Annotated in this window: 10 protein-coding genes and 1 CRISPR repeat array; of the genes, 6 read left to right on the top strand and 4 right to left on the bottom strand. The window is 58.6% G+C overall.

What is annotated here, in order from left to right:
- The first annotated feature begins 8 nt into the window (after positions 1-8).
- A complete protein-coding gene (locus NW870_RS07910) occupies positions 9-758 on the top strand; it encodes a YebC/PmpR family DNA-binding transcriptional regulator (RefSeq protein WP_414350786.1) in 750 nt (249 codons plus the stop codon).
- Positions 759-763: 5 nt separating this feature from the next.
- On the opposite strand, the gene NW870_RS07905 is transcribed toward NW870_RS07910, so the two are convergent.
- Entirely contained in the window at positions 764-1075 is a 312-nt protein-coding gene (locus tag NW870_RS07905; protein WP_011431068.1) for a YbjQ family protein, read from the bottom strand.
- 388 nt (positions 1076-1463) lie between these two features.
- Between NW870_RS07905 and rbsK the strand changes: the two genes are divergently transcribed.
- The gene (gene rbsK, locus NW870_RS07900) at positions 1464-2381 is read left to right on the top strand and encodes a ribokinase (protein ID WP_414356065.1); all 918 of its coding nucleotides are present in this window, start codon (positions 1464-1466) and stop codon (positions 2379-2381) included.
- A 254-nt stretch (positions 2382-2635) separates the two neighbouring features.
- Positions 2636-3379: a response regulator gene (locus NW870_RS07895; protein ID WP_414356063.1), complete on the top strand. Its 744-nt coding sequence runs from the start codon at positions 2636-2638 to the stop codon at positions 3377-3379.
- A gap of 166 nt (positions 3380-3545) precedes the next feature.
- Here NW870_RS07895 and NW870_RS07890 read toward each other — a convergent pair whose 3' ends face one another.
- Positions 3546-5366 (bottom strand): DUF1565 domain-containing protein, encoded by a 1821-nt coding sequence (locus NW870_RS07890; protein ID WP_414374752.1) that lies wholly within the window; start codon positions 5364-5366, stop codon positions 3546-3548.
- Positions 5367-5531: 165 nt separating this feature from the next.
- On the opposite strand from NW870_RS07890, the gene NW870_RS07885 reads away from it, so the two are divergent.
- From NW870_RS07885 to ald, 3 genes are all read left to right on the top strand, one after another.
- The gene (locus NW870_RS07885) at positions 5532-6755 is read left to right on the top strand and encodes a pentapeptide repeat-containing protein (protein WP_414374751.1); all 1224 of its coding nucleotides are present in this window, start codon (positions 5532-5534) and stop codon (positions 6753-6755) included.
- 108 nt (positions 6756-6863) lie between these two features.
- Positions 6864-7976 carry an LptF/LptG family permease gene (locus NW870_RS07880; protein WP_414374749.1) on the top strand — a complete coding sequence of 371 codons (1113 nt, stop codon included), beginning with the start codon at positions 6864-6866 and terminating at the stop codon, positions 7974-7976.
- Positions 7977-8076: 100 nt separating this feature from the next.
- Positions 8077-9718: a CRISPR direct-repeat array (repeat unit 37 nt; unit sequence GTTTCCGTCCCCTTGCGGGGAAAAGGTAGGGATCAAC).
- Positions 9719-10053: 335 nt separating this feature from the next.
- A complete protein-coding gene (gene ald, locus NW870_RS07875) occupies positions 10054-11142 on the top strand; it encodes an alanine dehydrogenase (protein WP_414374747.1) in 1089 nt (362 codons plus the stop codon).
- A gap of 33 nt (positions 11143-11175) precedes the next feature.
- Here ald and NW870_RS07870 read toward each other — a convergent pair whose 3' ends face one another.
- Positions 11176-11949, bottom strand: a complete 774-nt coding sequence (locus NW870_RS07870; protein ID WP_414356055.1) for an ABC transporter permease — start codon at positions 11947-11949, stop codon at positions 11176-11178.
- 76 nt (positions 11950-12025) lie between these two features.
- Positions 12026-12862, bottom strand: coding sequence for an ABC transporter ATP-binding protein (locus NW870_RS07865; RefSeq protein WP_414374745.1), 837 nt, complete (start codon positions 12860-12862; stop codon positions 12026-12028).
- Positions 12863-13206 lie beyond the last annotated feature (344 nt).

Raw genomic sequence — 13206 nt, 5'->3', positions numbered from 1 at the left:
GTGGCGGCATGGCAGGACACAGCAAGTGGGCCAACATTAAACGGCAAAAGGCCCGTGTAGATGCCAAAAAGGGCAGCCTCTTTACCAAACTCTCGCGGGCCATCATCGTGGCAGCTCGCAACGGCTTGCCAGATCCGGATGGGAATTTTCAGTTGCGGGCGGCAGTGGAGAAAGCCAAAGCAGCGGGGATGCCCAGCGAAAACATTGAACGAGCCATTGCCAAGGGAGCCGGCAACTGGAGCGACGACAGCCCCCTGGAAGAAGTTCGCTACGAGGGCTACGGCCCCGGTGGGGTGGCTGTGTTGATCGAGGCCATGACCGACAACCGCAACCGCACGGCTGCCGAGGTGCGAGAAGCCTTCAGCAAAACCGGCGGCAGCTTGGGAGAAGCCGGCTGCGTGAGCTGGCTGTTCCGGCAAAAAGGGGTGATTAGCCTAGAGGGGGTGACAGATCCCGAAGCTCTGCTGCTAGCGGTAGCCGAAGCAGGCGGGGAGGATCTCAAGGTAGAGGGAACCGACGCAGAAGTCTACTGCGATTACACCCTGCTGGAGCAGGTGGCCACCTACCTGAAAAAAGAGGGCTACCCAGTGCAAGATGCGGCCATCCGCTGGATCCCCTCTACGGAGGTGCATGTGGAGGATCCCGATACGGCCAAGTCAGTGCTTGCCCTGATGGAGCGTCTCGACAACCTAGACGATGTGCAGAATGTCTATGCCAATTTCGAGATCGACGAGGCGGTGATGGAAAGCCTGGCCTAAAGGTTCTAGCGCAGCTTGACGGCGGTGCCGGCGGCGGTAACGAGGATCATTGTCGCGCTCATGTTGGTATGAATGCTAACGCCTAGGATGCCATTTGCTCCCAAACGTTTGGCTCGCTGCTCCAACTCTTCCAAAACCTTTTTCTGGGCATTCTCGAGAACTTCTTCATAGGTTCTTGTGCGTCCCCCGATGATGTTGCGGAGGCTAGCAAGGAAGTCCCGTAGAACATTGGTGCCATAAACTACCTCGGCGGTAACAATGCCCAAGTAACGCTCAACCTCTCTACCTTGGAGCACGTCTGTAGTGGTCAGCAGCATGGCTTGCTTCCTGGGTCAACACCCACCAAGATAGTCGGGATCCTCAACCTTTGGAATCGGGTTCTTGCCCTGTGTTTTCAGCAGAGTGGCGATATGTCGAAGGGCGACCAATCCCTACAGATAACCGTTCCACAACGCATAGTCATTTATCTCACCGTTGAGGTGAAACAAACGACCGGTTGCTTCCTGCTAAGGCCTCCGGCCCGCTAGCGCGATCAGTTGAAATAGATGGTAATAAAAACCACGACTGCTATCAGCCCTTGCCGCGTGGTAGGGCGCTCGAGGGGATCCCTGGCCAAGACCGGCGGCTGATACAATAGCTGCCCAGGGATCCAAACCAAAGATCTCTAGATCTCTGCTTTTCCAACAGGATTTCCCCACAAGCCCGATGGCAGGCCCAATCCGAGTGGTGGGTAGCTTGAACATGGATTTGGTGGTGCGGGTGCCCCATCATCCCGGCCCTGGCGAAACGGTGCTGGGATCCGACTACGCCACCTACCCTGGCGGCAAAGGAGCCAATCAAGCGGTGGCAGCGGCGCGGGCGGGAGCCCAAGTAGAGATGTGGGGAGCAGTGGGATCCGATGGGTTTGGGCATCTGCTCCAAGAAAACCTGGAGCACAACGGCGTGGATACCCGCCACCTGAGGCAGTTGGAGGGGCCCAGCGGCCTAGCTTTGATCACAGTGGATCCCGGCGGGCAAAACAGAATCGTGGTCAGCCCTGGGGCCAATGGTCGCTATATGCCGGAGCATTTGCCTCCCTTTACCCCGGCGGCCCTGCTCCTGCTGCAACTGGAAATCCCCCTGCCCACCGTGCAAGCTGCAGCAGAACAAGCCTTTGCCCAAGGGATCCCGATTTTGCTCAACCCTGCGCCCATCGTGCCATTGCCGGGATCCCTGTTGCGCCAGGTTCGCTACTTGGTGCTCAACGAAACCGAAGCGGCTGCCCTTGCCCAATCCCCTGTGGAGACGCCGGAACAAGCCCAAAAGGTGGCTCAAGAACTGCAGAAACACGGGATCCCAGCCGTTATCCTCACCTTGGGAGGGGCAGGGCTGGTCTGGGCAGATGGGGAAGAAAGTGGCCATTGGCCCGCTCATCCTGTGGAAGTGGTGGATACCACCGCTGCCGGAGATGGGTTTTGTGGGGCCTTAGCTGCTTGTTTGGCTGCCGGGGGATCCCTGAGGGAAGCCCTGCGTTTTGCCAATGCCGCCGCTGCTTTGGCCGTAACCCGTGCGGGAGCCCAACCTAGCTTGCCCCAGCGCTCTGAGATTGAGGCATTTTTGGCCTCTGCCGTAGAAACAGCATAGACTGCTGCTTATCAAAAGTTTTCGACGTCTGCGGTGGAGAAGTTCATTGGCCGTTTGCGTGGGTGCTAGGGGAAACCGCACCGTCCACAGGACGAGAGCGGGACGAACTCCTTTTCCTGAGCCGCTACTCATCGCCGGTGGAGGGGATCCCTTGCTCCTTTTGAGTACTGCTCAATAGTGCCTTGCCTTCCCTTGTGGGTGTTTTTAGAGTTAGGAAGTGAAAAGAAAGTATTCGGTAACTCTGATAAAGGCCTGTGAGTACCCTCCTTGCTGAAGATGACGCTCTTTACCGTCAGCATGTCCATAGCCTACTGACGCAACATTTGCCTGAGTTCGGCCCGGTATACATGGCCTCGAATGGCCGAGAGGCGTTGGAACTTTACCGTCAGCACCACCCCAACTTTGTGTTGATGGACATTCGCATGCCTGAGATGACCGGGATCGAGGTAGCGCGGCAGGTTTGGTCAGAGTGCCCCAGCACGCGCATCATTTTTTGGTCGCATTTTGCCGATGAAGTCTATGTGCGGGAGCTGCACAAGATCGTGCCTCCGCAAACCGTCTATGGCTACCTTTTGAAAAATTGCACCGATGAAAAATTGGTCAGCGCCATCCAAGCGGTGGTGCAGGATGAGCAATGCGTGATCGACCGAGAGGTGCGCGGGGTCGATTCCCGTTCACAAAACAAAATCACCGGTCTCAGCGATGCCGAGTACGAAGTGCTGATCGACATTGCCCTTGGCCTCACCGACCAGGCCATTGCTGCACGGCGCTTTTTGTCCCGCCGAGGGGTAACCAACCGTCTGCGCAACCTCTACGACAAGTTAGAAGTCAGCAACGACCAAATTGAGAGCGACGAGTGGGGAACCACTTTCAGCTTGCGGGCCAGAGCCATCCGCCTTGCTTTCAAACGGGGGTTGATCAACGCCCAACTGCTGGATGAGGAGGAAGTGCATTTGGATCACTGGCTCAGCCGCTACCGACTGGATCCGCTGGACTAGAGAGGGGGTGTTCGAGCCGTCATCGCTCTTGGCAAGCACTTGTAGTCAATTCCCTTGCCAGCGACCAAGGAGACTTGGGCTCAATGGCTGGCCACCCCGCCAAAGAACTGGGATCAAGGCTCCCTCGTACCGCTATGGAGAAGCAAGCCGGCAGTGTGGGGGGTCGCTAGCGGAAAATCATCTCGGCAACCGCCTCAAAGCCGGCATCCAACAGCCGATCCAAGACCGACTGGGCCTGGCTGCGACTGTCGTACAGGCCCGCCTGCAACACTGTTCTGCCGTTGAAAACCGTTTCCACCGCCTCGGGGATGAGCTGCCGCAATCGGTTCAAGTCATCGCTGCTTTTGGGGGTCACCAACACGCGAAATTGAGTTGCCGTTCGCGTTGGCGAAACGGAGTCGTTACCCACAGCAACCACAGGGGGGGCAACTGGAGTTGTAGTGGGAGCAGAGGGAGTAGTTGGGATCCCCGTGGACGGGCGACGGGCCGGCGGAGGCAGGAGGGTGGTGATATCCGTGAGGGGAGCCGACGGTGGCCTGGGAACAGGGTCAGCCGGCTGGGCAGGTGTGGTAGAGCCATCGGGGGTGAAGGGGACAGCCACAAACTGCTCCCCCGGAGGTTGGGGCTGGGGAGTTGCCTGAGGGCTGGAGGGATCTGGCAAGATGCGCCCTCCGGATCCTTGGGGCGGAGAGGGGGGAACCGGGGCAGTAGACTGGGGCACCGTTAAAACCGGCAAGGTGGAGGGGGTCTCAGCGGCTGGCCGGGGATCCCTGGGAGTAGCCGGCTGGGCCGGAGCGCTGGGCAGAGCCAAAGTGCCAGGGGCAATGGGGCGGGGAGCGCTGTCGGGAAGGGCGGCAACGGTGGTTTGACCGGACAGATCCAGATCCCCTTTGACCTGGCCCCGCAGTTGGTTGCCGTTGGCATTGAGGCGCAGGCCGCGGGTGGCGTTGTTGATATCGTATTGGCCGTTGCCCTCAAAGATGTTGTTGCCGGGATCCGTGGCCGTGCCCAAATCCGGCTGGGCAGTGGTGATGGCGGTGAGGCCGGTCTCCAAGTTCTGGGCGATGAGATTGTTGCGCAGGATGGGCCTGGAGCTGCCCCCGACGATCACGCCGGTACGGTTCTGCAGGATGCGGTTGTTGCGCACAATAGGCGCCGAGCGCTGGTCGATGGTGATGCCAAAGCCGGTCTCCTGGAACAGGTTATTGATGATGGTGGGCTGGGAGGTGCCCAAGACGGAAATGCCGTTGGCCCCGTTTTTATAGAAGCGGTTGCCCTCCACCCAGGGATTGGAAGCGCCGGCAATGAAGATCCCATCGTGGATGCTGCCCACAAAGCTGTTGTTGAGAATGCGCGGGGAGGCAGATTCCACCCAGAGGGCATAGCCGCGCCGCCCCTGGTTGCGCAGGGTAACTCCTCGCACTTCTGCGCCGGTTTCTGCCAGCAGAGCAACATTTTGTCGGCCTAGGGTCGGGCTCATGTAGGTACCGCCGCCAGTGATGAGATAGCCCTCTCCCAAGGTGGACTCGTCCCCACGCAAGGTGAGGCCGGCTTTCAGACGGATGGGGAAGGTTTCGCCGCTCTCCTCGCTATATACCCCGGGAAAAAGCTGAATGACGCTGCCAGCCTCAGCCCGCTGAATGGCATAAGTAATCGTCTTGAAGGGGTTATTGCGGGATCCATCCCCACGGGTATCGCTGCCGTTGGCTGCATCCACGAAAATGGCCGGGCGATTGTCCGGGAGCGGGGGAGCTTGAGGCAGGGTCTGCTCACCGGTAATGCCGGTGTCCAGGGAAGTTTGCGCCCAGCCGGGATCCAACTTTGCTGTCAGCAGTAAGGTGGTGCCAAGCATCAGAGAGGTTGCCAGCCGCGTCAGCATTGCAGAACGATGGCGCTGCGCCCGCAGGCCGGGCAGGACTGCTGTAGATTGGTGTTCGCCGGATTTCTGCAGACCAATAGGCAGTAAGGACAATAGGGAAGAGATCATGGTGGTTATCCTCACACCAGGCTGGGCTAGAGAAGAAAGGCCGAGGTTATCCTACCAAACTGAGCAGGCAGGGGCCTGCCCTATTCTCCAACTCTAAATACGGACTAACGCAGGCTTTTTTTGCAAGTCTAACACTAGCCCTAGAGTAACCTCCCTGCTTGCGCCATGACCTACAAAACCCTTGCCCCCGAACATCTGCCCCAAGAGCCGTCGCTGCTTGAATCCGGGATCCTGCTGTCTCCGGTCTCACCGTGGCAACCCCTGATTCATCTGCTGCTGTTGGGGATCCCGGCCTTCTTGCTGCTCTTGGGAAAGCTGATGGCTCAGCCGGTCTTGGGCTGGGGGGCGGTGCTGGCTTGGCTGGGCCTGGCGGGCTGGTGGGGGCGATCGCTTTGGGCTCAGATCGGACGCGACCTCTGTCGGTGGCTGACCACTTGGCCTCAATTGGCCTGGGCGGGAGTGGCCCTCAGCTTGGCCGTGATGGGAGGGATTGCCGGGAGCGGGCTGTTTTCTGCCTTGGGATCCCTGAGTTGGGAAGCAATTGGGGCTTTGGGAGAAGTGTTCGGGGCCACAGGCCAAATCTTGATTGCCATCCTGGCCGCCTACATTGCCTGGCGGCAGTACATTATCTCCCGCGATCTCACCATTCAGCAGAACATCATTACCCAGCAGCAGACCATCGACGCCTACTTTGAAGGCATTTCCAACCTGGTCTTGTCTCCCGATGGGCAGTTGGACGATTGGCCCCTGGAGCGGGCCATTGCTGCCGGGCGCACGGCTGCTTTGTTGAACGGGGTGGATCGCTTCGGCAAAGCCAAGATCCTGCGCTTTCTCTCCACCGCTAACCTGCTCAGCCCTCTGCGGCGGGATCAACACCTGGGCCGACCCATTCTGGACGGCAAAGGGGGTTACCAGCGGGATCGCGTGAACGGCATCCGAGTGGTCAACCTGGGCACGATGCTGGAGGGAGCCGACCTGCATGGCACCCTGTTGCGAGCGGTGGATTTCAGCGAAGCCAGCCTGGAGAGAGCCAACCTGAGCAGCTGCGATCTCAGCCACACCAATCTGTGCGGAGCTAACTTGCGGGATGCCGACCTGCGCGGGGCCGATCTCTACCGCGCTTTGCTGTTTGTGGGATCCCCTCAGACAGCTTCCCCTGCTCAGCCGGGGCAAAAGCCCGATTTCAAGACCGGGGCCTACACCGGCGCCATCGTGGCAGGAGCAGATTTTCGCCAAGCTCACCGCCTTTCCCCCGAACAGCGGGCCTACCTGGTCACCTGGGGTGCCAAGCTGGATCCCGCGTCCGAACCTCTCCTCAACTCTCCTCAGCCGCGTTTGGATCCTGCCGACAAAACGGAGTCGTTTCCCCCACCTGCCCCAAGCCCTTGAGCGAGAATAAATCGATAAGCCTGGTTCAGGGCTTTTGCCGCCGATTCTTCGGCTATTGCAACTCGCCTCTCCCTTGGGGATGAGGGCGATCCCTTTCAATTCTCAAACATGGCACGGTTGCTCACCAAGTTCTGGCTGCTGGAGCGCTATCTATTTGGGCAGATGCTCACCCCAGTGCTGACCGGTGTTGCGGGGGGAACCCTGCTGCTGCTGGTGGGCCGACTGTTTACCCTGGCCGAGCGGCTGGTCGAGGGATCCGTCCCGCCTCTAACGGTGTTGCGTCTTTTGGTTTTGGATCTGCCGGAGATGGTGGTGCTGGGCATGCCCATTGCCGCCTTTTTTGCCACCATGCTCACCTTGGGCAAGCTGAGCGGCAACAGCGAGATCACCGCTATGCGGGCAGCCGGGATCCCGTTTAGCCGGATTTTCCGGCCCCTGCTGCTGGTGGGGTTGGCCATGAGCTTGAGCGCTTTTTTCATCAGCAACGTGTTGCTGCCGGCCAGTAAACAGCAAATCCGCCAGATCGATCAGCAGGCTTTGCTGGCCCAGGCCACCACCCCGGTGCAATACGATGTCTTTTTCAAAACCGAAGACAACCTCTGGTTCTTCATCCGCCAAGTGGATCCCCGGTTAAATACGATGCAAGATGTTACGATTTTGCGGGTGGATCCCTTGCCGGGAGGCAAATACCAGTTGGCGGAAGTGACCTTGGCCGCTCAGGCAGTGTGGAACGGACTGGAGTGGAGCCTGAGCGAAGGAGCGACCCACCTTTACGGCCCCACGGGTCTCAGCATTGCCGAGCAAACGTTTCATCGCAAGCCGTTGCAAGTTTCCCAGGATCTGGCTACCCTAATGCAGCCGCCGGTTCCCCCCAGCGAGTTGAGCTTGCCGGAGCTGGCGGAGCGGATTTCCCGTTTGGCCCGCTCCAATCTCAATACTCAGGCTCTGCGCACCGAGTTCCACATGCGCTTCTCCCTGCCCTTGGCCAGCTTTTTTGCCGTGCTGATTTCGCTACCCCTGGGATCCACCACCGCGCGGCGGGTGGGACGCTACGGGGGCGTCGTCTTCGGGATCCTGTTGGTGTTTGGCTACTACGTGGTTCTGAGCGTGTCTCGCAGCCTGGGAGAAGTGGGAGCCCTTCCCCCTTGGGCGGCAGCCTGGAGCTTCAACATCTTGTTCGGCGGCATCGGACTGGTGCTGCTGGCCCGTTTCCTGCGCTAGGGATCCACCCTAGAATCCGCCAGTCTCAGTTCTCAAGGATGTCTCGAAGAAGGCAGGGATCAACTTTCCTTTCTCTCTCCTCTCGCCTCGCGTAGCTCAGGTTTCCGTCCCCTTGCGGGGAAAAGGTAGGGATCAACGAGGTTAATCCCGAGAGCTTAAAGAATCGGATCCTGGCGTTTCCGTCCCCTTGCGGGGAAAAGGTAGGGATCAACGCCACTGGATCGTGTTAGAAACCGGATGGAACCGGGTGTTTCCGTCCCCTTGCGGGGAAAAGGTAGGGATCAACAAGGAGTTGAAAAGTGAAAAAGCGCGTCCTATGGACGCCGGGTTTCCGTCCCCTTGCGGGGAAAAGGTAGGGATCAACAAACAACGGTGCGGTTCTAATCGAAATCTAGGGGCATGTTTCCGTCCCCTTGCGGGGAAAAGGTAGGGATCAACTTGGTCAAAACTTTCGGTTGGATGGTCTGGACTCTCCCAGAGTTTCCGTCCCCTTGCGGGGAAAAGGTAGGGATCAACGCGTTTCAATGGCCTGGTCCCAGTGACATCGAAGCCTTCGGATGTTTCCGTCCCCTTGCGGGGAAAAGGTAGGGATCAACGAGAAACTTGCGGGCTAGACGCATGGCGTCCAGCGTACGTTTCCGTCCCCTTGCGGGGAAAAGGTAGGGATCAACCGTATGGTCATAACGGAAAGTTAATCTGGTTTTATGGTTTCCGTCCCCTTGCGGGGAAAAGGTAGGGATCAACACAGCGGTGGGTCAGAATGACCCGTAGGTGTCCATACTGTTTCCGTCCCCTTGCGGGGAAAAGGTAGGGATCAACAACTCCAATTCATGTTCAATTCTCTCCCTAACCTGCTCCAGGTTTCCGTCCCCTTGCGGGGAAAAGGTAGGGATCAACCTGGAGGGTTCTCCCCGAATCCTGGTCTGAGGACGACGAGTTTCCGTCCCCTTGCGGGGAAAAGGTAGGGATCAACGATGAAATCCCCTGCATCATGGATTTGTTTGGCTAATGCACGAGTTTCCGTCCCCTTGCGGGGAAAAGGTAGGGATCAACTACTGGTGGCTTCACTATAGTGGAGTTCCAGTCAAAGGCTCAGTTTCCGTCCCCTTGCGGGGAAAAGGTAGGGATCAACGGTCAAACAGTACCCCAGTGTGCTGCAGACCATACGGCCGTTTCCGTCCCCTTGCGGGGAAAAGGTAGGGATCAACGGGGAACTCGACCTTTGGAAAGAGTATCCACACGACAAGGCGTTTCCGTCCCCTTGCGGGGAAAAGGTAGGGATCAACGTTTGGTGAAAAGCCCTTCAAGCCGGGTATCCACGTCGAGTTTCCGTCCCCTTGCGGGGAAAAGGTAGGGATCAACCGACAATGAAACGGCGTTGGATCTTGACGCCGGACGAAGTGGTTTCCGTCCCCTTGCGGGGAAAAGGTAGGGATCAACCTTGAATGAAGGCTTTGGTGAGTTCATCAATAAGTTGGCTGTTTCCGTCCCCTTGCGGGGAAAAGGTAGGGATCAACCTTCCAAAGCGTGATGCGACGCAAGAAGTGACCAGAGACGCGTTTCCGTCCCCTTGCGGGGAAAAGGTAGGGATCAACTGTTCTTTATCCCCTGAGAAGGGAGGAGTAAAAATGGTTTCCGTCCCCTTGCGGGGAAAAGGTAGGGATCAACTTGCGGCACCCTACCACGACGGTTGGGTCGTACTGGAGTTTCCGTCCCCTTGCGGGGAAAAGGTAGGGATCAACCCTACCCCCGGAAAAGCTTGAATCCATGCAGTTTTCAAGGTGCGTTCGCGAGGGAGTACGGAGACTTCGTGACATAGATATTAACATTGCTCTTGGGGATAAGCGCAAGCAAGAAAATTGGGCTTTCTGAGGCTGTTATGTCTTGTTTTCGTGCCAATCATGGCAAGAGATCTAGGTTTGCCCTTGAAATCTTGAGCTAACAAAATTAGCCTGGCGATTGCTTGCCCCGACAGATCGCGCACAAAACTTTACAATTTTCGCTCTCCTGCTCAGGCCAGGGATCCCATTGCGGGGAGAGTCTGTCTAGACTGGAAAGCAGCCCTACGGGGATCCCTATGCGAATTGGCGTGCCCAAAGAGATCAAAGAGCAAGAGTTCCGTGTCGGGCTGACACCGGCGGCGGTGCGGGCCTTAACCGAACAGGGGCATCAGGTGTGGGTGGAAACCCAAGCGGGCCAGGGGGCGGGCTTCACGGATGAGGACTACCAAAAAGCGGGGGCCAAACTGGCCGCCACCCCTGAGGAGATCTACCGGCAGGAGCTGGTGGTGAAGGTCAAGGAGCCTCTGCCGGCTGAGTATTCTCTGCTCCATCCCGACCTTATTCTGTTCACCTATTTGCACTTGGCCGCCAGCCGCGAGCTGACCCAGGCGCTGCTGCAGTCGGGAGCCACCTGCCTCGCCTATGAAACGGTGGAATTGGCAGATGGATCCCTGCCCTTGTTGATGCCCATGAGCATGATTGCCGGGCGGCTCTCGGTGCAGTTTGGCGCCCATTACCTCACCCGACAGCAGGGGGGGCGGGGCGTGTTGCTGGGCGGGATCCCGGGGGTGCCGCCGGGACGGGTGGTGATCTTGGGCGGAGGCACGGTGGGCACCGAGGCGGCCAAAATGGCCGTAGGCTTGGGGGCACGGGTGCAGATTTTGGACATCAACCTGCAGCGGCTGAACGAGCTGGAGCTGCTCTTTGGATCCCGTGTGGAGCTGCTCTACAGCACGGCCCAAAGCGTGGAAGAGTGTGTTCGCGAGGCCGACCTGGTGGTAGGGGCAGTGCTGGTGCCGGGAAGGCGGGCCCCGGTCTTGGTGGGAGAAGAGCTGGTGGCCCAAATGCGTCCTCGCTCCCTCATTGTGGATGTGGCGGTGGATCAGGGGGGGTGCATCGCCACCACACGGGTTACCACCCATGCCCAGCCGGTTTACGAAGCCTACGGGGTGCTACACTACGGCGTTCCCAACATGCCGGGGGCTGTCCCCTGGACTTCGACCCAAGCGCTGGTCAACGCCACTCTCCCCTACATCCTCAAGCTGGCCAACCTTGGCCTGGCCGCTGCTTTGGAACAAGACCCGGCCTTGGCCAAAGGGCTAAACGTCAGGGCAGGCAAGCTCATCCACCCGGCGGTGCGAGCCACCTTTCCAGACCTGGGCTAGCTCAGGCAGGGGTTGGCTCCCTGGGGAGAGATGCTACTGTCGCCAGGACAGGACATAGCGCTCCAAAGCCGCAAAAAAGGTGTAGAGCAAAATGCCCATAATGCCGAGGGCAACCAAACCCGCAAAGGCCAAAGGCACATCAAAAGAAGAACTGGCCGACACGATCAGGTAGCCCAGCCCCTGGTTGGAAGCCACCGTCTCCGAGATCACCGAGCCGACAAAAGCAAAGGAGATGGCCACCTTCAACGAGGCAAACAGGTAGGGCATGCTGTGGGGTAGCCCCACCTTGGTGAAGATCTCCCAAGAGCTGGCCCCCAACGAGCGCAGCACATCCCGCATTTCGGCTTCCACCGTCTCCAGCCCCACCGCCACATTGACTGCAATGGGGAAAAAGGCCAGCAAAAAGGCCGTGATCACCGCCGGGATCAGGCCCAAGCCAAACCAAATCGCCAGCAGCGGCACCAAAGCCACCTTCGGGATGGTGTTAAACCCCACCAGCAGCGGGTACAAACACAGATGGGCCAGGCGGGAGCTGCCGATGATCGATCCCAGCAATATCCCCCCCACCAAAGCCAGCGCAAAGGCCAGCAGCGTCGAAGTGAGGGTGGTTAGGGAGTGACGCAGAATCACCGGGCTCCACTGGTTCATGGCTGCGAGGATCTGGGTGGGCGCCGGCAGAATGAAGCGAGGAACGTTGAACAGCCCCACCCCCACCTGCCAGAGCACAAGGGTCAAAACGATGGTGACAGCGGGCAAGACCACAGAAGCCGTTTGGGTCTGCAAAAATCGGTCAAATGATTTTTTCATGGGATCCCTCGGCAGAAATGCGCGGTAACCTGTCCAGCAAACCTTTCCAGATTTTTTGGATCAAGGGCTCTTTGGCCTAATAGCTGCGCCGAATGTGCTGGCGCACTTCCGAGACCAAGCGGTGAAACTCGTCCGTCAGGCAGATCTCCAGCGGGCGTGGACGGGGCAGATCCACTTTGAGGGAAAAGATGATCTCGCTCGGTCGTGGCCCCATCACATAAATGGTATCGGAGAGGAAAACTGCTTCCCGCAAGTCGTGGGTGATCAGAATAGCAGTGCAGCCGGTGCGCATCCACAGCCGTTGCAACATTTCCCACATATCCTCGCGGGTAAAGGCATCCAAAGCGGCAAAAGGTTCGTCCAACAACAACAGCTCCGGCTGATGGATCAAAGCGCGGCACAGGGAAGCCCGCTGCCGCATTCCCCCAGAAAGCTGCCAAGGATAGGCTTTCTGAAAACCCTCCAAGCCTACGGTGGCCAGCAGCTCCAGCGCCGACTTCTCGTGCTGGGCCAGGTTTTGCTTGAAGGTGCGCTTGTAGGGCTCTACCACCTCCAACGGCAGCAACACGTTCTCCAGGGTTGTGCGCCAGGGCAGCAGCACCGGGTTTTGAAAGGCCATGCCCACACTCTTCAGGGGGCCGGCGATGGGCTGCAACTGAAAGTAGAGGGTGCCGCCATGGTCAGTGTTCAGGCCGGCCATCATCTTCAAAAGAGAAGTCTTGCCACAGCCGCTCGGCCCAACAATGGAGACAAACTCCGAGTGGGCAACAGAAAAGCTGACGTCGCGGATGATCGTGACCGGGGATCCCTTGGTGGGGTACTGCAGCGAGACGTGGCGCAACTCCAGAACGGGCTTGCTCGAAACAGCGGGGGAAGATAACCCACTTTGAACCACCCTCTGCGACTCCAACATTGACTCAACTCCAATGATTTTCATAGTGGCCCAAGTGAGGGCTGATCCCCCTGATCCAGACAGATGATGGCGGGAGCAATGAGGGTTGCAGGCCGGTTTATCTCGATTGGTATGGCCAACCCCATCCCCACTACATCAGAGAGAGGGGCAGCCAGCTGTGTTGCCAGATACTTTGTGGGCCGGTGAGGTCCCCCCATGTTCAGCTTCAGGAGATGTGGGATCCCCGAGGGCCCGGTCATCGAAGACAGTAAACTACCCGACACCCGTGCTATGCGCAGGGTGCGGGCTTTATCCCAATCCCTAGCGGCCCCAGAGGACAGCTAAGTTTCGGAATTTCAGGCGAG

It is taken from the genome of Synechococcus sp. R50.1, assembly GCF_047462115.1.
Taxonomy (GTDB): domain Bacteria; phylum Cyanobacteriota; class Cyanobacteriia; order Thermostichales; family Thermostichaceae; genus Thermostichus.
This window is presented reverse-complemented; position numbering and strand designations above follow the sequence as displayed.

Bases quoted from the DNA above. Each gene is read 5' to 3' on its own strand.
- NW870_RS07910 (WP_414350786.1), top strand. From the start codon at position 9: ATGGCAGGACACAGCAAGTGGGCCAACATTAAACGGCAAAAGGCCCGT.
- NW870_RS07870 (WP_414356055.1), bottom strand. From the start codon at position 11,949: ATGAAAAAATCATTTGACCGATTTTTGCAGACCCAAACGGCTTCTGTG.
- NW870_RS07905 (WP_011431068.1), bottom strand. From the start codon at position 1,075: ATGCTGCTGACCACTACAGACGTGCTCCAAGGTAGAGAGGTTGAGCGT.
- NW870_RS07880 (WP_414374749.1), top strand. From the start codon at position 6,864: ATGGCACGGTTGCTCACCAAGTTCTGGCTGCTGGAGCGCTATCTATTT.
- NW870_RS07885 (WP_414374751.1), top strand. From the start codon at position 5,532: ATGACCTACAAAACCCTTGCCCCCGAACATCTGCCCCAAGAGCCGTCG.
- rbsK (WP_414356065.1), top strand. From the start codon at position 1,464: ATGGCAGGCCCAATCCGAGTGGTGGGTAGCTTGAACATGGATTTGGTG.
- NW870_RS07890 (WP_414374752.1), bottom strand. From the start codon at position 5,366: ATGATCTCTTCCCTATTGTCCTTACTGCCTATTGGTCTGCAGAAATCC.
- ald (WP_414374747.1), top strand. From the start codon at position 10,054: ATGCGAATTGGCGTGCCCAAAGAGATCAAAGAGCAAGAGTTCCGTGTC.
- NW870_RS07865 (WP_414374745.1), bottom strand. From the start codon at position 12,862: ATGTTGGAGTCGCAGAGGGTGGTTCAAAGTGGGTTATCTTCCCCCGCT.